Annotated in this window: 20 protein-coding genes and 1 riboswitch; of the genes, 15 read left to right on the forward strand and 5 right to left on the reverse strand. The window is 36.1% G+C overall.

The window, feature by feature from the left end:
• Positions 1-10 precede the first annotated feature (10 nt).
• Positions 11-1,846 (reverse strand): glutamine--fructose-6-phosphate transaminase (isomerizing), encoded by a 1,836-nt coding sequence (gene glmS, locus NQ163_RS08680; protein WP_268189945.1) that lies wholly within the window; start codon positions 1,844-1,846, stop codon positions 11-13.
• Between the two features lie 260 nt (positions 1,847-2,106).
• Entirely contained in the window at positions 2,107-2,916 is an 810-nt protein-coding gene (locus NQ163_RS08685) for a glycogen/starch synthase (RefSeq protein ID WP_268189946.1), read from the reverse strand.
• 192 nt (positions 2,917-3,108) lie between these two features.
• On the opposite strand from NQ163_RS08685, the gene panC reads away from it, so the two are divergent.
• The 5 genes from panC to NQ163_RS08710 all read left to right on the forward strand — a co-directional run bounded on the left by panC (position 3,109) and on the right by NQ163_RS08710 (position 7,977).
• Positions 3,109-3,948 carry a pantoate--beta-alanine ligase gene (gene panC, locus NQ163_RS08690; RefSeq protein ID WP_268189947.1) on the forward strand — a complete coding sequence of 280 codons (840 nt, stop codon included), beginning with the start codon at positions 3,109-3,111 and terminating at the stop codon, positions 3,946-3,948.
• A gap of 18 nt (positions 3,949-3,966) precedes the next feature.
• Positions 3,967-4,317 carry an aspartate 1-decarboxylase gene (gene panD / locus NQ163_RS08695; RefSeq protein ID WP_054723000.1) on the forward strand — a complete coding sequence of 117 codons (351 nt, stop codon included), beginning with the start codon at positions 3,967-3,969 and terminating at the stop codon, positions 4,315-4,317.
• Positions 4,318-5,401: 1,084 nt separating this feature from the next.
• Positions 5,402-5,899, forward strand: a complete 498-nt coding sequence (gene rfaE2, locus NQ163_RS08700; RefSeq protein WP_268189948.1) for a D-glycero-beta-D-manno-heptose 1-phosphate adenylyltransferase — start codon at positions 5,402-5,404, stop codon at positions 5,897-5,899.
• An 85-nt stretch (positions 5,900-5,984) separates the two neighbouring features.
• Positions 5,985-7,361, forward strand: a complete 1,377-nt coding sequence (radA, locus tag NQ163_RS08705; RefSeq protein WP_268189949.1) for a DNA repair protein RadA — start codon at positions 5,985-5,987, stop codon at positions 7,359-7,361.
• Between the two features lie 220 nt (positions 7,362-7,581).
• Entirely contained in the window at positions 7,582-7,977 is a 396-nt protein-coding gene (locus NQ163_RS08710; RefSeq protein ID WP_268189951.1) for an HU family DNA-binding protein, read from the forward strand.
• Between the two features lie 220 nt (positions 7,978-8,197).
• A riboswitch (cobalamin riboswitch) is annotated at positions 8,198-8,399 on the reverse strand.
• A 232-nt stretch (positions 8,400-8,631) separates the two neighbouring features.
• On the opposite strand, the gene NQ163_RS08715 is transcribed toward NQ163_RS08710, so the two are convergent.
• The gene (locus NQ163_RS08715; RefSeq protein WP_268189953.1) at positions 8,632-11,046 is read right to left on the reverse strand and encodes a transglycosylase domain-containing protein; all 2,415 of its coding nucleotides are present in this window, start codon (positions 11,044-11,046) and stop codon (positions 8,632-8,634) included.
• A 203-nt stretch (positions 11,047-11,249) separates the two neighbouring features.
• Here NQ163_RS08715 and topA point away from each other — a divergent pair, with 203 nt between their 5' ends.
• The 6 genes from topA (at position 11,250) to porN (ending at position 19,807) form a co-directional block, all read left to right on the forward strand.
• Entirely contained in the window at positions 11,250-13,673 is a 2,424-nt protein-coding gene (topA, locus tag NQ163_RS08720) for a type I DNA topoisomerase (protein WP_268189954.1), read from the forward strand.
• Positions 13,674-14,048: 375 nt separating this feature from the next.
• Positions 14,049-14,981 (forward strand): PorP/SprF family type IX secretion system membrane protein, encoded by a 933-nt coding sequence (locus NQ163_RS08725; protein ID WP_268189955.1) that lies wholly within the window; start codon positions 14,049-14,051, stop codon positions 14,979-14,981.
• 46 nt (positions 14,982-15,027) lie between these two features.
• Complete coding sequence (porK, locus tag NQ163_RS08730) at positions 15,028-16,362, forward strand: type IX secretion system lipoprotein PorK/GldK (RefSeq protein WP_268189956.1); 1,335 nt, start codon at positions 15,028-15,030, stop codon at positions 16,360-16,362.
• Positions 16,363-16,408: 46 nt separating this feature from the next.
• On the forward strand, positions 16,409-17,362 hold the full coding sequence (gene porL, locus NQ163_RS08735; protein WP_268189958.1) for a type IX secretion system motor protein PorL/GldL: 954 nt from the start codon (positions 16,409-16,411) through the stop codon (positions 17,360-17,362).
• A gap of 24 nt (positions 17,363-17,386) precedes the next feature.
• A complete protein-coding gene (porM, locus tag NQ163_RS08740; RefSeq protein ID WP_268189959.1) occupies positions 17,387-18,946 on the forward strand; it encodes a type IX secretion system motor protein PorM/GldM in 1,560 nt (519 codons plus the stop codon).
• A gap of 15 nt (positions 18,947-18,961) precedes the next feature.
• Positions 18,962-19,807, forward strand: coding sequence for a type IX secretion system ring protein PorN/GldN (porN, locus tag NQ163_RS08745; RefSeq protein WP_268189960.1), 846 nt, complete (start codon positions 18,962-18,964; stop codon positions 19,805-19,807).
• Between the two features lie 70 nt (positions 19,808-19,877).
• Here porN and NQ163_RS08750 read toward each other — a convergent pair whose 3' ends face one another.
• Entirely contained in the window at positions 19,878-20,966 is a 1,089-nt protein-coding gene (locus NQ163_RS08750) for a mannose-1-phosphate guanylyltransferase (RefSeq protein WP_268189961.1), read from the reverse strand.
• Positions 20,967-21,121: 155 nt separating this feature from the next.
• Between NQ163_RS08750 and NQ163_RS08755 the strand changes: the two genes are divergently transcribed.
• From NQ163_RS08755 to NQ163_RS08770, 4 genes are all read left to right on the forward strand, one after another.
• Complete coding sequence (locus NQ163_RS08755; protein WP_268189962.1) at positions 21,122-21,862, forward strand: MlaE family ABC transporter permease; 741 nt, start codon at positions 21,122-21,124, stop codon at positions 21,860-21,862.
• Positions 21,859-22,611 carry an ABC transporter ATP-binding protein gene (locus NQ163_RS08760; RefSeq protein WP_268189963.1) on the forward strand — a complete coding sequence of 251 codons (753 nt, stop codon included), beginning with the start codon at positions 21,859-21,861 and terminating at the stop codon, positions 22,609-22,611. The genes NQ163_RS08755 and NQ163_RS08760 overlap by 4 nt, the downstream gene beginning before the upstream one ends.
• 67 nt (positions 22,612-22,678) lie before the next feature.
• Positions 22,679-23,512, forward strand: coding sequence for a DUF4296 domain-containing protein (locus NQ163_RS08765; protein ID WP_268189964.1), 834 nt, complete (start codon positions 22,679-22,681; stop codon positions 23,510-23,512).
• On the forward strand, positions 23,509-24,303 hold the full coding sequence (locus NQ163_RS08770; protein ID WP_268189966.1) for an amidohydrolase family protein: 795 nt from the start codon (positions 23,509-23,511) through the stop codon (positions 24,301-24,303). Before NQ163_RS08765 ends, NQ163_RS08770 begins: the two co-directional genes overlap by 4 nt.
• On the opposite strand, the gene NQ163_RS08775 is transcribed toward NQ163_RS08770, so the two are convergent.
• On the reverse strand, positions 24,300-25,589 hold the full coding sequence (locus NQ163_RS08775) for a glycosyltransferase family 4 protein (protein WP_268189967.1): 1,290 nt from the start codon (positions 25,587-25,589) through the stop codon (positions 24,300-24,302). The genes NQ163_RS08770 and NQ163_RS08775 overlap by 4 nt on opposite strands.
• Positions 25,590-25,686 lie beyond the last annotated feature (97 nt).

The following is a 25,686-nucleotide window of genomic DNA, read 5'->3' on the forward strand; positions in this document are numbered from 1 at the left end:
TACTTTTGATTTATTCTACAGTAACCGATTTTGCAAGGTTTCTTGGTTGATCTACATTACATCCGCGTAATACAGCAATGTAATAAGAAATCAACTGGAACGGAACTACAGTCAATAAAGGAGCCAAAGCTTCCAATGTTTCCGGAATTTCAATCACATAATCTGCCATATCAGCAATTACAGTATCACCTTCGGTAACAATAGCAATAACATGACCTTTACGAGCTTTTACTTCCTGGATATTACTTACAATCTTTTCGTAAGATTTATCCTTAGTGGCTGCTACAAACACAGGCATGTGCTCATCAATTAAGGCAATTGGTCCGTGTTTCATTTCAGCTGCAGGATAACCTTCAGCATGGATATAAGAAATCTCTTTCAACTTTAAAGCTCCTTCCAAAGCAACCGGGAACAAGAATCCACGACCTAAATAAAGTGCATTTGTAGATTCAATATATCTCTTCGATAGTTCTTTAATATCCTGATCTTTCTCTAAAATCTTAGCAATTTTCTCTGGAAGATTAGCAAACTCCTCAATTAACTTGTGGTATTCTTCTTTAGCCAAAGTTCCTTTTCTGTAACCTACCAACATAGCCATCATGGTAAGAACAGTAACCTGAGCTGTAAATGCTTTTGTTGATGCTACCCCAATTTCCGGTCCTGCGTGAGTGTAAACACCCGCATCGGTTTCTCTTGGAATACTTGAACCAACAACATTACAAATACCCAAAACAGTAGCTCCTGCTTCTTTTGCCAACTTAATTGCAGCTAAAGTATCTGCAGTTTCACCACTCTGGCTGATTGCCAATACAATATCATCCTCAAAAATTACAGGATTTCTGTAACGGAACTCAGAAGCATATTCTACTTCAACCGGAATTCTGGCAAATTCTTCGAATAAATATTCACCAACCATACCCGCATGCCACGAAGTACCACAACCAATAATTAAAATTCGTCGTGCATTTACCAATTTTGGAATTACATCGTTAATCCCGCCAAGGAAAACTTCTTTATTTTGAGGGGATACTCTACCACGAATGGTATCATAAATCGAACTGGTTTGCTCAAAAATTTCCTTAAGCATGAAATGCTCATATCCACCTTTTTCAATCTGCTCGATATCCAAATCCAATTGCTGAACGTGAGGAGTTAACTTATCGTTCTGCAAAGTTTTCAATACCAACTCATCACGATTAATAATAGCAACATCATCATCGTTAAGGTAGATAACACTTTGAGTATACTCGATAATTGGAGTTGCATCTGAAGCAAGGAAATACTCACCATTTCCAACACCAACAACAAGCGGACTACCTTTTCGTGCTGCAATTAACTGATTTGGTTCATCTTCACAAATTACAACCAATCCATATGCACCAACTACTTTTGTTAGAGCTAAGCGTACTGCTATTTCGGCAGTAACTTCACCTTTTAGGTAGATATATTCAATAAGGTTTGCCAATACCTCAGTGTCCGTTTCACTTTGGAAAGTATAACCTCTTTTTACCAGTTTTTCTTTTAAGAAAGCATAGTTTTCAATAATACCATTGTGAATAATTACAAACTTATTATTCATTGAACGGTGAGGGTGAGCATTTTCATCATTTGGTTCTCCGTGAGTTGCCCAACGAGTATGCCCTATACCTATGGAACCTGAAATATCGTGTCCCTTTACATGATCTTCTAAATCTTTTACCTTACCCTTGCACTTAAATACTTGAGTTTGGTTTGTTCGAAGTGCAATACCTGCAGAATCATATCCGCGATATTCTAATCTTTTTAAGCCATTAACCAATATAGGATAAGCATCCTTATTGCCAATGTAACCAACTATTCCACACATAAATACATAAATTTCAATCTCGGTACCACTCAAGATTGGTTTATAATTCCAAATTAAAAATCACACTATAAGTCTAATTTAATGAAAGTTAGCCTTACACCTATAGCTTCATTTCAATTATCAATAAATTTCTCCTAAAAATATAATAAGTTAGCTTACTCACCAAACTTAACCGCAATTTATATCCAACTCACTTTATATAAAAAAAGTGCATCAAAACCGAAGTTCAAATGCACTTTCTAATATATTTTAGAGTCCTACTATTCAGCCACTAACTCATCGTAAAATTCTGAGTAAGCAGTAACGTATTCTTCTTTGTTTTTATAAGGCATAAATGGCTTTCCTGAAGCTTCAGCATAAGCCTTAATTTCCTCATTAATATTAGGACTTCCCATGATAATCGCATCTGACTGATCGATTGCCAACTTGTGAAGAGCTACATAATTTGCATCCTCCAAAACTTTCACATCATCATCTTCTACTCCTTCAATAATCGCTTTTGCTTTGAAATCAGAGCTAAATGGAGTTGAGAATTCATCATCGTAAATAGAGAACACCACTTTTGTATCCGTAAACAATGGATCTTCATTAAATGCTTTCTTTAAATACAATGGAGTCAACCCGGTAAACCATCCTTGACAGTGAACTACATCCGGAGCCCAACGCAATTTCTTAACAGTTTCCAGAACACCACGAGCAAAGAAAATTGCTCTTTCATCGTTATCTGCAAATCCATCACCGTTCTCGTCCGTCAAAATTTGTTTTCTGTGGAAGTAGTCTTCGTTATCAATGAAATATACCTGCATCCTTGCAGCCTGAATAGAAGCAACTTTGATAATCAACGGATGATCCGTATCATCAATAATCAAATTCATACCAGACAAGCGGATTACCTCGTGCAACTGATTTCTTCTTTCATTGATACAACCGTAACGAGGCATGAAAGTTCTAATTTCTTTTCCTTTTTCTTGGATTCCTTGTGGAAGATATCTTCCGATTTCAGACATTTCAGTTTCAGGAAGGTAAGGGGTAATTTCTTGTGAAACAAACAATACTTTTGTCTTTTCCATATAGTCGCTAAATATTAATACAGATTATCTGCGCAAAATTAATAAAAATATTTAACAAACATGATCTTTATTAAGGGTTAAAGCACCTACAATACAATTATATGCACTTATTATTTCTCAAGTATTAATTATTTATTTTATTTGCAGTCTTAACCAAAAACCGAAAAGGTTTTGTAAGATTTTTGAAACGGGATGGAAATAGTAAAACTTGTTGCTGAAACAAAATCAAAAATCAGCAAGTTTATAGAGGAAGGAAAAAGCATAGGATTCGTACCAACCATGGGGGCTTTACACGATGGTCACTTGTCTCTTACAGCAGAATCTGTAAAGGAAAATGACATTACAATTGTAAGTATTTTTGTGAACCCAACACAGTTTAATAATCCGAACGATTTAAAAACTTACCCCAGATGTATTGAACAAGATCTTGAAAAACTTTCAAAATACAATCCTGATTTGATTTTTATTCCGGAAGTTGAGGAAATGTACCCTGAACCAGATACTCGCATATTTGATTTTGGGCACCTCGACAATGTGATGGAAGGAAAAAACAGGCCAGGACACTTTAACGGAGTTGCACAGGTTGTAAGTAAGCTTTTCGACATTGTTACACCTCACAATGCCTATTTTGGTCAAAAAGATTTTCAACAAGTAGCTGTTATTAAGCAGATGGTGAAGAATCTTAAGTTAAACGTGAATGTTGTTCCATGCCCTATAATCAGGGAGGAAGACGGTTTAGCAATGAGTTCCAGAAATTTACTACTTACAGAGGAACAAAGAAAAAATGCTTCTAAAATATCTGAAACTTTATTTAAAGCTTGTAACTTAGCAGCCGATTTAAGTGTAAACGAATTGAAAGCTTGGGTAGTTGATGAAATCAATAAAAACCCATATCTTTCGGTCGAATATTTTGAAATTGTTGATGATACATACTTGCAGCCTATTAACAGCTGGCAAGAAAACAAGGTAAAAGTTGGATGTATCACCGTTCAGGTAGGAAAGATTCGATTAATTGATAATATAACTTTTTAAATATTAGTTAAAATTAAAATGTACATTGAAGTTTGTAAATCGAAGATTCACAAGGCATCGGTAACTGGTGCAGATCTTCAGTATGTTGGTAGCGTAACCATTGATGAAGATTTGATGGATGCAGCAAACCTAATTGAAAATGAGAAGGTTCAAATTGTGAATATTAACAATGGTGAACGCTTAGAGACCTATGTGATTCGTGGCGAAAGAGGTTCAGGTACAATTTGCTTGAACGGGGCTGCTGCCAGAAAATGTGCTGTTGGTGATGTCATCATCATCATCTCATACGCATCTATGGATTTTGAAGAAGCAAAAAACTGGGAACCAAGCTTGGTATTCCCTGATACAGCAACTAATAAATTGATCTAAATTCATTTAGAATACATGCAAAGGCTGTTCCTTCGAGAGCAGCCTTTTTTTGTGTTCTACGATCAAAAAAATTATGCTTTCGCAAACATCTAATAAAAGTCCGATTAACTGAGTTCCGCAATGGGCACCTGTATATTCTAAATAAGAGGAGTGATTTCTTAAATCAGGGCATTCCCCTTCGGGTCGGGCTATTCGCTAAACTCCTCGCTCGTTCCTCGCTGTGGGGTACCGCTACTATCCCTAATGCGCTCCTGGCTTTCCAACCATCCTTCCTTACTTAAGTTTTACCAGGTAAAATGTAGCTAGCATAAACATAAGCTTACTTTGCCAAACCATATTTTCATATTACAAAGCTTAGTAGCCTGGTATACACACAAAAACACCACCTTATTACCTTATATAATCACTTGATATATTTACTCTAAGCAGTATTTCGCAAGTCATTAAGTGAAATATTGGAGTAAATCCCAATGAAAAAAATGGGTGAAGTTTTAAATTGACTCACTCTATTACGAAAGAGCTGGCATATTCCGTCGCAATTGTCAAATGGTTTCAAATCAACATTGTACTTGCAACGGTTAAAATAGCACAAACTTCTTATTTTTACCATAATATCGCCCTTAGCAGGGCTAAAAATCCCGTAAGGATGTCGTTATGGTAGCAGTCGTTCGAAAGCAGAAAAAGAGTACCGTAGCTACGGCATTAGGTTTTAGTATTTACCCGATAAAATGCAGATAATTTGATATTGATTCAACGCATATTAAAAGGTAATGATGAAAAAACATGCGAATTTTAGGAATTATCGCAACTTTGCTTACTTTCTCATCAATGGAGAAAGTAAAAGCCATACAGCCTGAGTAAATCGGCAAAGCTCTAAACAGGGACACCCAAAATAATCTGTAAATTTGAATTATGCAGCTAACATGCAGGCAGGTACATGCATAGCTGTAAAGTAAGTGCGTAACTCAGGAAAATTATGCTGTTGCAGATATTTAATGAAAGTCCGATTAACAAGCCAAATCTCATTCATCAACTCACTTGCTTCTCACTAACTGATACTGTACCTTTAAGCAAAATCTTAAAAATGGATAAGCTACAATTGATAAAAGATAAGATCATCTTTAAGAAAGAAGATGCCTTTAACCTATTACAAACATGGCGATTTAAAGACGAAAAAATCGTATTTTCAAATGGATGTTTCGACATAATTCACCGTGGTCACCTTGAGTATTTGGCCTCAGCAGCCTCCATGGGAAATAAAATGATTATCGGTTTAAACTCCGATTCGTCAACTCAAAGATTAAAAGGTCCTACTCGCCCAATTATCGATGAATACTCAAGAGCCCTTCTGTTGGCATCCCTTGGATTTGTAGACATGGTAATTCTTTTCGAAGAAGACACTCCATACAATTTAATTGATTTCGTTCAGCCTGATATTCTTGTAAAAGGAAGCGATTACAAAGCCGAAGATATCGTAGGTTATGATATCGTTAAAGCCAAAGGTGGAGAAATTAAAACTCTTGACTTTATCGAAGGATTCTCTTCAACGGGAATCATCAAAAAAATACAACGAGAAGGATAATTTAAAGCTACAAGCATCAAGCTTCAAATAAGGCTTTGAAACATTTATTAATCATTGCTAATTATTAATTGTTAATTGTAAAAACGTGGTTGCTAAAGCAAAAACAAAAAGTGCCTGGTTCTGTCAGAATTGTGGAGTGGAATCTGCCAAATGGGTAGGTAAATGTCCTTCCTGTGGCGAATGGAACACATTTGTAGAAGAGATTGTTGTAAAGTCTAAAAACGTAAATATTGTTGGTTCAAAAGGCGATTCCAAAAATAAGCCTCTAAAGATTTCTGAGATTTCCTCTTCCGAAGAAAAAAGATACAACACCCAAAATATGGAGTTGAATCGTGTACTTGGAGGCGGTTTGGTTCCGGGGTCCTTAATCCTGATTGGCGGTGAACCGGGTATTGGAAAATCCACTTTGGCTCTTCAAATTGCTTTACATCTTAAAAGCTACAAAACGCTTTACGTTTCGGGAGAAGAGAGTGCACAGCAAATTAAATTGAGGGGAAACCGAATCAATGCCGATAACGACAATTGCTTAATTGTAAGCGAAACCTCGATGGAAAATATCTTCTCGCACATTAAAAATACCAATCCCAATATTGTGGTAATCGATTCTATTCAAACCCTGGCAACAGAAAGAATAGAGGCTGGTCCCGGAAGCGTTTCTCAAATCAGGGAATGTACTTCGCAACTATTGCAATATGCCAAGCAATCGGCAATTCCGGTTCTTTTAATAGGTCACATTACCAAAGATGGAAGCTTGGCAGGACCAAAAATCCTGGAGCATATGGTCGATACCGTTCTTCAGTTCGAAGGCGACCAAAACCACATGTACCGTATTTTAAGAGCTACCAAAAACCGTTTTGGTTCCACATCCGAAATGGGAATTTACGAAATGCAACATACAGGTTTAAGAGAAGTTTCCAATCCTTCGGAGTTGTTGCTTTCGCAAGAAGATGAAAGCCTAAGCGGAACGGCTATTTCCGCTTCAATTGAAGGCATGCGTCCATTCCTTATTGAAATACAAGCATTGGTAAGTTCAGCAGCTTATGGTACACCACAACGTTCCTCAACAGGTTTCGACTTGCGCCGCCTGAACATGCTTTTGGCAGTATTGGAAAAGCGTGCCGGTTTCCGACTTTCAACCAAAGATGTCTTCCTAAACATTGCCGGAGGAATTAAGGTAAACGATCCTGCTATCGATTTGGCAGTGATTATAGCCGTACTTTCATCAAGCACCGATATTTCGATTCCTAAGGAAGTTTGCTTTGCAGGTGAAATTGGTTTATCAGGCGAAATTCGTCCGGTTAACCGAATCGACCAACGCATTAGCGAAGCCGAGAAATTAGGTTTCAAACAAATCTTTATTCCAAAACACAATTTAAAAGGTCTGGATATCTCTAAGTTTAAAATTAAAGTGCATTTGGTAAGTAAGGTTGGCCAGGTATTTCAAACCTTATTTAGACAGTAGGTATTTGTACAAACCACTCCTACAAATCCACAACCAGAACTGGGATCTTCTGAAATCTCTAACTTCATCCTGAATTTTTAACGCGCGTTAAAGTTACTTTTGACGCGTGTTAAAATTATTTTTAACACGCGTCAAAATTTCATAACTTAGGGTATCGAGCTTTTATACCTAAGCAAAGGCTCATAAAAACGAAATTACAAATTACCCTAAAACAATTGTTATGAGCGTAGAATATAAAGTTGTAAAATATTCAAGTCCGGGTGTTAAAGGTGGTGGTAAATACAAGTATTATCCACGAATTACCAATCGGAAAACCGTAAAAATGAAGGAGCTATGTGAGCTCATTGAAAAAATGTCGACCTGTAGCGAAGCTGATGTAATGGCTGTTCTTTATACATTTATATCAGTAATGCCTACTTTGTTAAAAGACAATTGCAGTATCGATTTGGAAGGTTTGGGCATTTTCTCGCTTCATGCATCGGGAGAAGGATGTGATACGGAAGAGGAGGTTACTGCACGAAAAATTACAAATACCAAAATTGCCTTTCGTCCCAGTAAAAGATTAAAAACAAAATTAGCGGACACGAAGTTTATAAAGGCAAGGAATTTTAAGTGATGATTACTTAAACTATTTGACCATTCGACTGTTAGACCATTCGACTGTTCGACTGTTCGACTTTTTAAAACTTTCAGAAAAAAAAGAGGATGCCTTGGCGAGACATCCTCAATAGTAAAACAGTTACTATGAATTTTTTCGAATCGGTTTGGCGTACCGAATCTGCTAGCATCGGAATAGAAAGAATAAACTGAATCTTTCCGCTTTTCATGCCCGAAAGCTAAAATCCATAACCCAGGCAGGTCTTCTGGCTTGTTCCGGTTTTCAACTCCTTCCCATCCCGAAGTATCGGAACAGTGGAACACTTGTTAAAAACACAGATTCACAAACGAATCGAAACTTACAGCTGCGGGGACAGCTCCTGCTTTAAACAGGATTCCCTATTATTCTCCTGTCGGAGAACCTGAATTGCAGTACAATTTTAGAAAAAATTACTTGATCTTGCAACAGATTTTAAATCTGATTTTTATACAACCTTGACCTTATATTCCACAGGCATTTTACTTTTAAAAATATTGAGAGATCACTTTTTATTTTTAACCACGAATTTCAACAATTACTCTAATTTTTAGTTCCGCTATGCGGAACAATTTGTGTTAATTGGTGTAATCTGTGGTTTTTATTTTTGCTTAAAGTCAATTTCCCTGTTCTATTCTAAAAGAAATCTTCATCATCAAAATCCTCAGAGGTGCTGTTCGAATTATCATTGCTCACAGCTTCACAATCCAGGTTGATATTAACACCTCGAGGTTTTTCGAAATCTCCTTGCTTCATACCCAAAGATTTATCGGCATATACTTTTTGCATGTACAATCCCCAAATTGGAAGTGCCATATTTGCTCCCTGTCCTAATCTAATTCCTTCAAAGCGAATTGCTCTATCTTCGGCACCAACCCAAACTCCTGAAACCAACTCGGGGGTAATTCCCATAAACCAACCATCGGAGTGGTTTTGTGTTGTTCCGGTTTTTCCACCAATTGGATTGTATAAATGATATTTAAATCTTAGTCTTCTACCAGTTCCTTCTCGAACAACACCCTGTAACAAATTAGCCATTAGGTATGCAGTTCTTTCATTCATTACCTCGGTTTTTTGTGGAACCGACTGAGCTAATAAGTTGCCTTTGCTATCCTCAATCTTGGTAATAAAACGAGGTTTAATGTACACCCCTTTATTGGCAAAGGAACCATAAGCACCAACCATTTCGTAAACCGAGATATCAGAAGTTCCCAAATAGATAGAAGGCACCGCCTCAATTTTGCTGACTACTCCCATTTTACGCGCCATTGAAACCACGGCTTCCGGATTGGTCTGTTTCAACACCCATCCGGAAATGTTATTTACCGAATGAGCCAATCCCCATTTTAGGGTTACCATTTCACCACTATGAGCTTCCGTCGAGTTTCTGGATGTCCAGGGTGTACCATCAGGCAAAATAAAAGTTTGTGGGATATTTGGCACCTTATCGCAAGGTGTTAAACCTTCCTGCATGGCCAAGGTATATAAAAATGGCTTGATTGTAGAGCCCACCTGGCGTTTACCAAGCGTAACCATATCGTACATGAAGTGCTTGTAGTTTGGACCACCAACATAAGCTCTTACCTCGCCGGTTTGTGGCACCATCGACATAAAACCTGCACGTAAAAATCCTTTGTAATACAACATGGAATCCATTGGCGAAATGATGGTATCGCGCTCCCCTTTCCATGTAAATATTTTCATTTTAACAGGCTTTTTAAAATTTTCTTTGATCTGCTCAAAAGACAATCCTTTCTTTTTCAGAACACGGTGTCTTTCACTTCTGCGAATCGAAAGATCCATCTGATGTTCGAAGGCTTCATCACTCAAATCATCAGAAAAAGGTGGGTTTCTATGATGCTCCTTTTCCCTGTCGAATCCTTTCTGCAAATCAAGTCCCAAGTGCTCCTCTACAGCTTGCTCGGCATACTTCTGCATTCTGGAATCAAGAGTAGTGTATATCTTCAAACCATCCTTATATATATTGTATGCAGTACCATCAGCTTTCTGATTTTTATTACACCAGCCATAGAAAGGATTGATTTCCCATTCCAAAGAATCTTGCTTGAATTTTTGCATGTTCCAGGAAGGATAATTTTTTCTTTCCGGCTTATTGGCAGTAAGAGACATTCTCAAATACTCTCTGAAATAAGGAGCCATTCCTCTTTTGTGATCCACTTTTTGGTAATCGATTCCCAATGGCAATTGTTTCAATGAATCGGCAAGTTGGTTTTCCAAATACCCATACTTCACCATTTGCGAAAGAACCGTATTGCGTCGTCCTTTGGTAAGCTCTGGTCTTCTAAGTGGATTGTAGTACGACGAATTCTTTGCCATACCCACCAACATGGCAGCTTGTTCCAACTTTAATGAATCAGGAGTTGTATTAAAATATACATTTGCCGCCGATTTAATACCAACAGCCAGATTCAGGAAATCATACTTGTTAAAATACATTGTCATGATTTCTTCTTTGGTATAACTTCTTTCCAGCTTAACGGCAATTACCCACTCTCTAAATTTTCTAAAAACAATACTCAATTTGTTTTTAAACTCCTCGCGAGGGAAAAGCATTTTAGCCAACTGCTGAGAAATGGTACTACCACCACCTGCACTACTATCACCAGTTAACAATCCTTTAAAAACACGTCCCAATCCTCGAAGGTCGATTCCCGAGTGACTTTCGAACCTCACATCCTCTGTCGCAATTAGTGCATCAATCAAGTATGGCGAAAGCTCATCATGATCAATAAACGAACGGTTTTGGAAATAAAACTTTCCTAACAATTCTCCATCTACAGTATAAACTTCGGTAGCCAAACTACTTTTAGGATTCTCCAACTCTTCAAATGTTGGCATAAATCCGAAAGTACCATTGGACACTCCTGCAAAAAACAAAACAACGCATACAAGTCCTACAATAAAGATCGACCAAAATATTAGCAATGGCTTTTTGTAAGTCTTAATTTTCGACTGGTTGCTTACCTCTTCATTTCCAGGATTCAATTCTGCATTAGGATCTATTTCCATATTTGGATTGATTTCAGACATACTACGGTATTTTTTATGAGCTGTAAAAATAGCAAATTAAATTCTAACATATAAGACGTATTTTTCGGCATTTTATTGGATTTTTGAACTACATTATAATAAGGTAATATCAAAATAATTACAACAAAATTTTGAACTTAGGTACCTTATTGTTTTACTTTGCAAAAAATTTTAACCTAAACTTCCCAAAGAACAGATTCGAGATGGTAGAGAATTTAGTAATAGTTGAGTCCCCTGCAAAAGCAAAAACAATCGAGAAATTTTTAGGCAAAGATTTCTTGGTTAAGTCTAGTTTTGGGCATATTCGGGATTTGGAAAAAAAGGATTTTGGGATTGATATCAAAAACAATTTCACACCTAAATATATTGTATCTACTGACAAGAAGAAGGTAGTTACCGAATTAAAGAAACTTGCAAAGGAAGCCAAAACGGTTTGGATCGCATCCGATGAAGACCGCGAAGGAGAAGCTATTGCATGGCACTTGTTTGAAGTGTTGAAATTGAAAAAAGAGAACACCAAACGAATTGTTTTTCATGAAATTACCAAGCCTGCAATTCTAAAAGCAATCGAAAATCCTCGCGATATTGATGATAATCTTGTTAATGCACAGCAAGCAAGAAGAATCTTAGATCGTTTGGTAGGTTTTGAGATTTCGCCAGTATTGTGGAAAAAAGTAAAACCTCAACTTTCGGCAGGTCGTGTACAGTCAGTAGCTGTTCGACTTTTGGTTGAAAGAGAAAGAGATATTATTGCATTTACACCTGAAGCTTATTACAAAGTAGTAGCTAACTTCTTTATTACGGAAGAGAATGGAACTCAGAAAACTTTAAAAGCTGAGTATCCAAAGCGTTTCGCTACAAAAGAAGAAGTTCTTCGCTTCTTAGAAAGTTGTAAAAATGCAGAATATAAGGTTAGCGATATTGAGAAGAAACCGTCAACTCGTAAGCCTGCAGCTCCTTTTACTACTTCAACCTTACAACAGGAAGCAAGTAGAAAATTAGGATTTTCGGTAGCACAAACCATGGCCGTTGCCCAGCGTTTGTACGAAGCCGGTAATATCACATATATGAGAACCGACTCGGTAAACCTTGCTGATACTGCATTGGCTGCAGCTAAAGAGGAAATTACCAAGCGTCATGGCGAAGAGTATGTGAAAATCAGAAAATATCAAACCAAAAATAAAGGTGCACAAGAAGCTCACGAGGCCATCCGTCCTACCTATTTAAATAAAGAGGTTATTTCTGGTGAATCAAATGAGATTCGTTTGTACAATTTGATTTGGAAAAGAACGATTGCTTCTCAGATGAGTGATGCAAAATTGGAGAAAACCAATATTAAAATTGCTGCATCAACCAATGGCGAAGAATTTATCGCTACCGGAGAAATGATCAAATTCGATGGTTTCCTAAAAGTATACATGGAATCTACCGATGATGAGAATGGAAAACAGGAGGAAACTTTATTACCAACGGTAAAAGTTAACGATCCTGTTACAGAAGATTTCTTGAATGCAACTCAGAACTTCACCTATCGTCCTCCAAGATTTACCGAAGCTAGTTTGGTGAAAAAGTTGGAAGAACTGGGAATTGGTCGTCCATCTACTTATGCTCCAACCATTACTACCGTTCAAAATCGTGGATATGTAGTAAAAGAATCGAGAGATGGTGTTGAGAGAAAGTATGAGGTAATTAACCTGAAGGAAAACAACATTTCTGAGGAAGTAAAAACACAGATCACTGGTGCAGAGAAAAGAAAACTTTTCCCAACTGATATAGGAATGGTGGTAACCGATTTCTTGAATGAGCACTTCCCGAATGTAATGAATTACAACTTTACTGCAGATGTAGAGAAAGAATTCGATGATATTGCTTTGGGTAAGTTGATTTGGCATGAAATGATTGGAAAGTTCTACAACCCTTTCCACGAAAATGTAGAGAAGACACTTGAACACTCAGAAAGATCAACTGGTGAAAGAATTTTAGGTGAAGATCCTAAAACAGGCAAGGTGATTTTGGTTCGAATCGGAAGATATGGTCCTATGGCTCAATTGGGAGAAACTCCAGAAGATAAAGAAGCTGAAGCTCCTAAATTTGCAAGCTTACGACCAGGACAACATTTGGAAACCATTACCCTTGAAGAAGCCATTGATTTATTTAAACTTCCGAGAGATCTTGGTTTGTACGAAGATAAAAAAGTAGTTGTGGCCATTGGACGATTTGGTCCATACGTGCGTCACGATGGTAAATTCGCATCTCTTAAAAAGGATATCGATGATCCTATGGAGATCGATCTTCCAAGAGCTATTGAATTAATTGAAGAAAAGAGAAAGAAGGATAGAGAAAAATTCATCAAAGCTTTCGATGAAGATCCTGATTTACAAATATTAAATGGTCGTTGGGGGCCTTACATTTCATACAAAAAAGAGAATTTCCGATTAGCAAAAGATATCGAAGATCCTAAAGTCTTAAGCTTTGAAGATTGTATGAAAATTATAAAAGAAGGTCCTAAAAAGAAAACCACAAAAAAAGCAGCGAGCAAGAAGACGACTGCCAAAAAAACTGTGACCAAAAAGAAAACTACAACGACGAAGAAAAAAACTACAACTGCCCAAAAGGCAAAAAAGTAAATTTCTAAAAAAAATAATCAGGGCTGTTCTAATCAACGAACAGCCCTTTTTTATTACTATTCTAGAAACTCCTCCCTTTAAATACGCCTACTATATTGTTAAGCTTAAATTAAAAACTTAAAAATAAATTAACAAAATAATAAAATCATCGTAAATAAAGATTACGTAATTCACATACGTCGATCAGATTTATAATGAGTTATACATTTCATTTGTTTAATTTAATATTTCAACAGCGAAATATTTTTCAAAAATAGACATCTGAAAATTGTTGATAAAAGCACTTGAACCTCTGATAAAACTTGTAAGGAAGATTTATTTTTATTTACTTTACTCCTCACAGTTTTTGAAGTTTACTGAACTATATAAAGTTGCATGAAAAGAACATTTTTCGTCATAATATTTATTTGTTGTACTCTGATTTTAAGAGCACAACAGGACCCTCAGTTCAGTCAAAATATGTTTAATATCCTTTCTGTAAATCCTGCATATGCGGGTGCCGAGAAGGATATTGTGGTCTCAGCAATTAATCGACAACAATGGGTTGGCTTCGAAAATGCGCCAGTTACAACGGTTGTAAACCTTAGTACTCCTGTTCGTTTTGGTGGCAGAACTCATGGTTTAGGATTAAGTATTGTTAGAGACGAATTGGGTTTTGAAAAAAACACAGGTTTTAGACTAAGTTATTCCTATGAGAAAAAGCTTAGCACAGGTTCTTTGTACTTTGGAGCAAGTCTCGGATTGCAAAACAATGCATTAAAAGGAGAATGGTTTGTTCCCGAAGGAGATGACTATGTTTCAGCTCAAGATGATTTAGGAGAAGGAACAATTGATGAAGGTAAAATGGTTTTCGATCCTGGATTGGGAATTTTTTACCAAACACATAACTTTTATGCCGGAGTTTCCGTATTGCATGTCACGGAGCCTTCTGTTGCGTATAATGAATCGGTAGAAACCTATTTGGCAAGACATTATTATGCAACTGCCGGATATACCATAAAGCTTGATGAAAGCTGGGAAATTATGCCATCTGTATTTTATAAAACGGATGCTGTTGTTTCTCAAATTGATATAAACAGTTTAATACGATACAATAAAAAGATTTGGGGAGGCGTTTCATATAGAGTCGATGATGCAATTGTTGGAATGGTAGGTGTATTATTCAACAATGGAATTCAAGTTGGATATGCATACGATATTTCAACATCGAAAATTGCAAAAGCATCTCACGAGTTTCTGTTAACGTACAGATTCAACACTAAATTGGAAAGCCGAAATCAAAAATATAAGAGTATTCGATTTTTATAACAAAATATTAAAAATCTGTGCTTTTAGCACAATTTACAAAACCACTATGAATAAACTACTTACAACACTAGGTGTAATTGTTTTATTGTTCTTATCATCGTGTGGAAGCCGCACAGGAAATGGAGAACTTGTTGGTGTCGGTCAAAGAGGAAAATGGTTTGAGCCGAAACCTTATGGTATGGTAGAAATTCCGAGAGGAAGTTTTACCATGGGGCCAAACGACCAGGACGTAGCTTGGGCACTGAACGCGACAACAAAAACTGTTTCTGTTGAATCATTTTGGATGGACGAAACAGAAATTACCAATAATGAATACCGTCAGTTCGTATACTGGGTACGCGACTCTATTGCTCGTCAGTTATTAGGACAGCAATTTGAAGAGTTCCTAATTGCAGAAGACGATAACGGTAATCCTATCGATCCTCCTTTTATTAACTGGGACGAAAGATTAGATTGGAATGATGAAGAGTACGTTGAAATTCTTGAAGAAATGTACCTTCCTGAACACGAAAGATTTTTCCGCAACAAAGAAATTGATACCAGAAAACTGAAATATCAGTACGAATGGGTTGACCTTCAACAAGCGGCTAAAAAATCGAACCGTTACAATTACGAAACGGGCGAGTACGAAGGTATGGTAGATGACTACAAAGGTGGTAGAAAACAAATTGAAGACAGATCTTCTTTCATCATGAAAGAAGCATTAAATATTTACCCGGATACGCTGTGCTGGATTCAAGATTTTACTTATTCATATAATGATCCTTGGACCAAGCAATATTTTTGGCATCCAGGATATGATGATTATCCAGTAGTTGGTGTATCATGGAAACAAGCAACGGCTTTCTCTATTTGGAGAACACGTTTCCACAACTCAGCTCTAAAAGCTGAAGGAGATTATCCAGTTCAGGACTACCGCTTACCAACCGAATCGGAATGGGAGTATGCAGCGCGTGGTGGAATTGCACAAAACATGTACCCATGGGGTGGTAATTACACCAGAAACGATCAAGGTTGTTTCTTGGCAAACTTCAAGCCTTTGCGTGGTAATTATGTAGACGATGGTGGTTTGGTTACTCTTCCTGTTGGAAGCTACGAACCTAACGAATATGGTCTATACGATATGGCAGGTAATGTTGCAGAATGGACATCCGGAGCTTACGATGAATCAGCCTATTCTTTTACACACGATATGAATCCGAATTATGAATACAATGCACTTCCTGATGATCCTCCAGCATTGAAGAGAAAAGTGATTAGAGGTGGATCCTGGAAAGACATTGGATATTACATGCAATGCGCAACCAGAACATACGAATATCAGGATACTGCAAAATCGTATATCGGTTTCCGCTGTGTAAGAACTCATTTAGGTAGATAATCTACTCATTAACTATTTATTTTTAGACCTATTCAATAAATCCGACATGAATATTACAGAACTGGTACAATCTCCGAGATGGAAAAAATTTATGGGCTACGTGTATGGTTGGGGAGCTTCCGTCGTACTAATTGGTGCCTTGTTTAAAATTATGCATTACCCTTATGCAGGCTTACTTTTATCAGTAGGTATGTCTGTTGAGGCAATTATTTTCTTCTTTTCAGCATTTGAACCACCACACGAACAACCAGATTGGAGTTTGGTATATCCTGAGCTAATTGGTTTGGAACCACGCGAACAAATGGTAAAAGGTGGCGGCGTTCAAGTTGAAGGCTTGGAACAGTTGCAACAATTACTTGAAAAAATTAGTGTTGAGCCAGATAAATTGTCACACCTAAGTCAAGGTTTAGCCAAGCTTACCAATGCTGCTGATAATTTGTCAAATCTTTCGGATGCTGCTACAGCTACTGATGGATACATTCAAACCATGCAAAAAGCTTCAGAATCTGTTGGCGAGTTTTCGGGTAAATATGCCGATAGCACACAACAACTTTCTGATTCTGCAAATCAACTAAGTACTTCCTACCAAAATGCAGCTTCTTCTGTTGAAAATTCAGGAAAAGAATTTGCGGATAAAGTAAACGAGTCAGGTAATAACCTATTGAGTTCATATCAGAAAATCGATCAATCCTTACAGAATGACTTTGGTAAAATTTCTGAGAACAGTGGCAATTTCAATACCTCTATGGAGGCAATGAATAATAATCTTTCATCGTTGAATGCGATTTACGAATTGCAATTAAAGCAAGGTAATCAGCAGATGGAAAATGCCAAAAATGTACATCAGGATTTAGATAAGGTACTTCAAACTCTTACTGCAACATTAGAGAATGCACAAACTTATCGCAAAGAAACTGAACAATTGAATCAAAATCTATCTGCATTAAATACCATTTATGGTAACATGTTAAGTGCAATGGATCATTCAAAAAAGAACTAGTATTAACAATCAAGCTAAGCTGAAATGGGAGCAAGTAATTGTAAAGAAACGCCACGGCAACGGATGATTGGGATGATGTATTTATTTCTGACAGCAATGTTGGCGATAAATGTATCAAACGAAGTACTGGACGCTTTTACAACAATTGATAATGGTTTATCGAAAACCATATCGACTTTTGAAGAAAAAACTCAAGCTACTTACCTAGATTTTGATATGGCTTTACAGGCCAATAGAAATAAGGTAGAGGAATCATGGGATAAGGCTCAAGTTATAAAAGCTAAATCTGATAGCTTATTCAACTTTATTCAGGAATTAAAAGAAAAAATCGTTGAGAAAGCAGATGGCCCTGAATATGATATGAAGAATATCAAAAGTCGTGATAATATTGATGTACCAGGTGAAGTCATGTTAGTTGGAGGTAAAGGAAAACTACTGAAGAATGAAATTGTATCATACAGAACACACATCTTAAATCTTGTTGAAGATTCAACACTGTATCATGCGATACAAGAAACATTAGATACTTCAAAACCTGAGAAAAGTAAAAAAGGAGATCCAAATTATTCATGGGAATCCAAACTATTTAATCATACTCCATTGGTAGGTGCAGTTACGCTTCTATCAAAAATGCAATCGGATATCAGAAATACAGAATCAGACATTGTAAACTATCTATATAATCAAATTGAAGCGGAATCATTTAAATTTAATGATTTAAAAGCTGAAGTTATTGCAAAGTCAAGTTATGTATTGAAAGGTGATACATACGAAGCGGAAATTTTCTTAGCGGCAGTAGACACTACGCAAAACCCTACAATATTTATTAATGGTGCTGGAAAACTTAGTGACAAGAACTTTAATAAAGAAAAAAGAGGTGTCTATAGGGTAAAAGCAAATGAAATTGGTGCAAAAACTTGGGGAGGAGAATTAGTATTTAGAACACCTTCTGGGCGAGAGATAAGAAAGCAGTTTAAAGCAGAATATACAGTAGCCGAGCCAAACGTAGTGGTTTCTCCTACCAAAATGAATGTATTCTATGTTGGAGTTGATAATCCTGTTAGTGTTTCGGCACCTGGTTTTACATCAGACAGAATTAGAGCATCAATTTCAAATAAAAATGGCCGCTTAATCAAAAAAAGTGATGACACGTATATTGCAAAGCCACAAGTTGTGGGAAGAGATGCAAAAGTTTTAGTCGAAGCGAATTTTGATGGAGAATGGAGACCTTTAAGAACTGTTGATTTTAGAGTAAAACCAATTCCAGATCCTGTTGCCAAAATTGCTGACAAGAGTGGTGGTAAAATCAAGAAGAATTTATTATTGGCTCAACAAGGAGTTGATGCTGTAATGGACAATTTTGATTTTGATTTGACATTTAAAATCACTGGTTTTACAGTATCAACCATCCAAAAAGGATTTACAGTTGATGAAGTCTCAAGAACAGATACATTCACTCCTGAACAGATTAAAATGTTCAGAAATTTGAGAAGAAATAACAAAGTTTATATCGAAGATATTAGGGCGGTAGGTCCCGATGGTGTTACCAGAAATCTACCTGCTATTGTATTTAGAATAGAGTAATAAAATTTACATACGATGAAAAAAAGCTTATTACTATTAATTGGTCTGGCACTATTTTGTTCTGCGAATGTAATGTCGCAAACAAAAGCAACCAGTGTGTACAGTAAAAATCACATTAAGAATCGTAAACCAATTCCTTTCTCAAACATTCGTGAATCGGATGTAATGTGGTCGAAATTGGTTTGGAGAATTGTTGATTTAAGGGAGAAAATGAACCTTCCGATGTATTATCCAACTACTCCACAGGACGATCGTTACAGCTTAATTGATTTATTAATGTACGGCATCGAAAATGAAGGTTTAACTGCCTATTCAACTAACGATGATGAATTTAAAGAGCCAATGACATTGGATGAAATTCGGGCAAAATTCGATGCACAAGCTGACACCATTATGCAGCGCAACAGACTAACAGGTGAGTTGGAGCCAGTAATCCTTCCTGGAGAAATGCACACTGACGACGTGAAGCGTTATATGGTAAAAGAGCAATGGTTCTTTGATAAGCAAACTTCAACCATGCAAGTTCGAATTATTGGTATTTGCCCAATTCGTGAGTATGTAAAAGATGGAGATACAGCAATGGATGGCGTTCAAAAGAAACAGCTATTTTGGATTTACTTTCCAGAAGCAAGACCATTGCTAGCAACACACGAGGTATTTAATCCTTTTAACGATGCAGCTCGTTATTCTTTTGATGATTTATTCATGAAAAGAAGGTTTTCAAGCTACATCACTCAAATCTCTAACGTACACAACAACCGAGGAATTAGCGAATATACAGTTGGTATTAATTCGATGCTAGAAGCTGAAAGAATTAAGAACAATATTTTCGAATATGAGCATGACCTTTGGGAATGGTAGAATTTAATAAGCATTCAAAATAATAAAGGACCTCAAATTGAGGTCCTTTTCTTTTGCTGATATATTGAGTTTAAATGTACTCTTCTCCTTTTGTTATTTTTACATCGTTCACGAACTTTCGAATCTCCTGCTCATCACGCTTGCGGCAAATTAGCAGAGTCTTGTCGGTATCCACCACAATGTAATCCTTTAAACCTTGAACTACCACCAACTTTTCATTTGGTGCATTTACCAAACAATCTTTCGATTCGTACAACATTACATTTTCTCCCTGAATGGCATTTTGATTATCGTCTTTAGTAGAGTGTTCATACATTGATCCCCAGGTTCCCAAATCAGACCAGCCAAATTCGGTACAGTATACATATACATTGTCTGATTTTTCAAGAATACCATAATCAATAGAGATATTCTGACACTCAGGGTAAATCTTATCAATTGCATCTTGTTCTTTTGCTGTATCAATATCCTCAAGAATTGAATCAAACAATGCATTTACATCAGGCAAGAATTTATTGAATGCATTCTGAATGGCTTGTAATGACCACAAGAATATTCCCGAATTCCAGAAAAATTCTCCCGACTCATAAAATATCTTTGCCAAATCTAAATGAGGCTTCTCGGTAAATGTCTTTACAGGATATATCTCTGAAGATTTCTCTACCGATTTTTTCCCAACCTGAATGTAACCATATCCAGTCTCAGGTCTGCTTGGCTGCATTCCTAATGTTAGTAGTTTATCTTCATTATTTACAAAATCGATTCCTTCTTTTAAAACCTCCAAGAATTTTACTTCGTTCAGAATTAAATGATCCGCTGGAGTAACCACTACTGAAGCATTGGGATTTCTTTTTAAAATCTTATAATTTGCGTAAGCAATACAAGGCGCTGTATTTCTTCTTAAAGGTTCCAACAAAACCTGATCTTCTTTCATTTCAGGAATCTGCTCCAATACCAAATCCTTATAAATGGCATTGGTAACCACAAAAAAGTTTTCAACCGGACAAATCGAAGCAAACCTTTCAAAGGTGTGTCGAATTAAAGTTTTACCGGTTCCAAGAATATCAAGAAATTGTTTCGGTCGCAAATTTTTACTCAATGGCCAGAATCTAGAGCCGACTCCTCCTGCCATAATTACGCAGTAGTTATTTGGATTCATATTTGATTATTAATAATATGCATATAAATATTAGATATCCTAAAATACAGAAAACTCAATTCAAATCAAAAATAGTTTTGGTATTACTGAACACGAGCTACGCAAGCAATTCAATAAGTAAATTATTTGTACTTTTATCGTAAACAAGTTAAGTTATGAATCTGTTTGAACACGTTGGTAAATTCTCTAGATTCCTTCTTTTGGTACTTTCCAAACCAGAAAAGGGTAAATTATTTTTCTCACAAATTATGAAGGAAATTCATAAGCTTGGAATCAATTCAATTGGGATTGTTGTAATTATTTCTCTGTTCATGGGAGCTGTTATTACATTGCAAACGGCATACAATATGCTTAACCCACTTTTGCCCGACTATTTGGTAGGCTATACAACCAGGGAGTCCATGCTTCTTGAATTTTCATCAACCATTGTAGGTTTGATTCTTGCAGGTAAAGTTGGTTCAAATATCGCATCTGAAATTGGATCTATGAGAGTTACAGAACAAATTGATGCTTTGGAAATAATGGGTATTAACTCCGCAAATCACTTAATTCTTCCCAAAATAGTAGCGGCTATTTTTATTAATCCATTCTTGTATGTTTTAAGTGTATTTGTAGGAATATTAGGTGGATTAGCAGCAGGATACTTAACCAGTACGGTAGCAGTATCAGAATTCATTTATGGCATTCAATATGGTTTTATTCCCTACTATATCACTTATTCATTAATAAAAACAGTTGTTTTTGCCTTTATTATTACAGCGGTTCCATCCTACTATGGTTATTACGTAAAAGGCGGAGCTCTCGAAGTGGGGAAAGCCAGCACAAAAGCGGTTGTAAACAGCAGTATCTTAATACTATTGGCTAACGTGATACTTACACAAATTCTCTTAAAATGATCAGACTGGAAAACGTAAATAAATCATTTGGCGATTTAAAAGTCTTAAACGATATCTCCATTACATTCGAATCAGGTAAAACGAATTTAATCATCGGTCAAAGTGGTTCAGGTAAAACTGTTTTGCTTAAATCGATTATAGGATTACATGATGTGGATAATGGTGCAATTTATTACAACGACAGAAATTTTACTGAGCTAAATCACAAAGGCAAAAAAGAAATCCGCAAGGAAATGGGAATGGTTTTTCAGGGCGGAGCATTATTCGATTCTTTAAATGTAAAAGAAAATGTAAAATTTCCTTTGGACATGTTCTCAACCATGTCGGAAAAAGAGAAGAACAAAAGGGTAGAATTTTGTTTGGATAGAGTAAATATTCAAAATGCCAACCATCTTTATCCTGCCGAAATTAGTGGTGGAATGCAAAAACGTGTGGCAATTGCAAGGGCAATCGCTTTAAATCCGAAGTATTTATTTTGTGATGAGCCAAATTCAGGTTTGGACCCGGTAACTGCAATTGTAATTGACAATTTGATTCAGGAAATCACCAAAGAGTTCAACATGACAACCATAATTAACACTCACGATATGAATTCAGTTATGGAAATTGGGGAGAAAATACTTTTCATTAGCAAAGGATTTAAGGCTTGGGAAGGAAACAAAGATCAAATATTTAATACAGAAAATCAGGCTTTAAATGATTTTGTATTTGCTTCCGATTTGTTTAAAAACATTAAAAAATCAACCTGATAGTTTCTAAATCCATAGATTACGCAAGCAATTATTATCTTTGCCCAACAAACCAGTTAAGTTTTCGATGAATAAAGTATTGATAATTACCATAGCCACCATTTCGGTTTTTCTATTTTCTTGCTCCAAAGGAAAAAAGAATCCTCCTAAATTAAACCAGGAAGAATTTACAAAAATGCTAATTGATATTCACATTGCAGATGGTACTATGTCTGCACAGAATATTTACCGAGCTGGTAAAAATTATCGACCAAGTTATTACTACAATTCCATTTACGAAAAGTATAACTTACAGCCTGCTGAATTCGATTCATGCGTAGCTTACTATGCTGAAAACACTGCCAATTTTACTAAAATTTACGATAAGGTAATTGACTCTCTAAACCGATTAGAAACTAAATATCGTATTGATATAAAAAATGCAAAGCTTGAACAGGATACTGTGAACCTTTGGAAAAGAAAAAAACACTGGATTGTTCCAAAGCAAGGTAAACCAACTTTTAGTTTTAGAATTCCTATCAAAGAAAGAGGTATTTATACAGTATCTGCTGATATCAGAATATTTCAAAAGGATCAAACGGAAAATCCAACAATGGAAGCCTATTTCTGGAAAAAAGACACCACTAAAGGTCTGCAAAAAGTACATTTCGATCCTATTAAAATTGAAAAAGATTCCCTTTTTAAAACTTATTCGATTCAATTAGAATATCCTGATACTACATATACTCATTTGGTTGGTAATCTGTTTAAGTGGGATAATGATCTTAAAATATTTACTCAGGAATATGAGATTAAGAATATTAAAATTTTTAATCCGGAAATGAAACCTGATACAACCGAGATTGAAAGGGAAATAAAAAGACATATAGATCGAGAAGAATTTATTCCTGATTTAAGATGAGAAAAATAACAGCCAATTATATTTTTCCAGTTAGCTCGGCACCATTAAAGAATGGCATAATTGTTCTTGATGATACCAACAGAATTGTGGATATTATTGACACCAAGAACAAGTTTAAGGAAATTGAAAATCTTGAATTTTATGGAGGAACCATAGTACCAGGCTTTGTTGACGCTTTTACTTTGCTTTCATACAACAATTTTACAGCTAAAGATTTTAATGAATGTGCTACTGGTGATTTTAATGCCAAGCTTAAGTCGAAAGTAAATTCATTACCAACCGATTTACCATCTTTACAAAGAGGCATTAACCATTTGGAAGCTTTTGGAACAAAAGCAGCAGCTGATCTGTTTCCTCATCAAGATTCACAATCGAAGAAAGAGAAGTCAAAAGTTCATTTTGTTACTCCGCATGAGAATTTAATCTATCAACTTGCGGGAAACGAAGCAGCACACACCAATTCCATTACTTTAATAAACCATTTGGTAATGGACTTGTGCGCAATGAAAATCAGTAATAACCATCAATTTTGTATTGGTACAGGATCACTTGGTACACACCAAAAGCTTTCCATTTTTGAAGAAATGAAACTAATTCAGCAAAAATTCCCTAAACTATCTGTTTGGGAAATCATAAAATGGGCAAGTTTAAATCCTGCACAAAATTTAAAAATTGAGAATGATTTTGGATCTTTAGAAATCGGTAAAAAACCAGGATTAAATCTAATTTCAGGAATTGATTTTACCAACAATCAGCTAACAAGTCAAGCCGAGCTTAAAATTTTGATTTAAGAAGAGAATCTGGCAGCTTTATCCAAAAGCTCAACCAACTTTTCTTCCAAAGTATCAAAAGAGAAATATTTCTTTCCCAATTGATAATTGTATTCACTGATTTCCCGATTTAATGTTTCATTATGAATCACTTCTTTCATATCAGTTAATGCTTTATCAGTAATAATATTATCCTCAATCATAACTGTTTTAAATCCCTTGCTTCCTATATCAGGCCAATAAACCGGCTTGTAATTGTTCACAAAAATTGGGCATTTTCCTAATACCGACTCAATAAATGCATTCCCAAAACCTTCATAAGTACTAAAATAAGTACTTGCTTTGGCATGAGCATAGGCATCGGAAAGAGCATAGGATTTGCTTCCAGGAGTTTGTCTTCTATTGTTCTTGATAATATGCGAAGCAAACATCACTTGTCCTTCCAACTTCAACTCATGAATCTGATCAATCAATTCATTGTAGTACACGTTTCCCTCATCATCAGAATGACTTCCGGTAATTACCAGTTTTGCATTTGAATCTTCAAGCATATGAATTAGCTGGATTGCGGTTTCAATTCCTTTACGACGCACAATCCGGGTAACCTGAGCCAGAATGTAATCATTCTCCTTAAAACCCAGGTTTCGCTTTAAATTGATATTGGTCTCATTAATCTCACCAAAAGGCAGGTCAAAATTCATAACATTGGGCACAACAACAGATTCCCTATCGAATCTTGTTTGCAATGTATCTTTACCGTAAGTATTAATTACTGCATGAAAAACGTTAGGTAATCGCAACGGAAAATTATCAGCTACAATTTGATTAATTTCCGGATATGGAGAAAGGTACCTATCTCCTCTTTCCCAATAGAAATCATGGTCGTGAGTAATGGTAGGTAATCCTAGCTCAACTATTGCTTTCTTAATACCCAATCCCATTTCCAGATGTGCAGGCAAAGCTGAAGCATTCTCAGAAACAAAAACATCAATTTTCTTTTCTCTTGCCCAATCAACAATCTTATTTCCAATTAAATCGGCATAGAAATGGATGTGCTCCAAAAGCTCTGGCAAGTTATTATCCGGAAAGTGAAATGCTTTCTTTTGTCCCCAAAATCCTTCCGGAGAGAAAAAGGACATTTCAGGTACCAATGTTTCAAACTGAGGATCTAATTTTCTTTCCTCGAACTGTCCGGATAATGTGAACACTTCGTGTCCCATTTTTCGAAATACTTTAATCCATTTTTCAGTTTCCAAAGCAACTCCATCAACACCTCCAATTCTTCCGATAAGTATACCGATTCTCATATCAAATTCTTTTTTGCAACTTTTTATTTACGACAGTATTTCCCAATTGTTTCTACAATTTAAGTGTTTTTTACGGAAGTGCGATATATTATTTTTT

Origin of the sequence: Marinifilum sp. D737 (assembly GCF_026672275.1) — a bacterium.
Taxonomy (GTDB): domain Bacteria; phylum Bacteroidota; class Bacteroidia; order Bacteroidales; family Marinifilaceae; genus Marinifilum.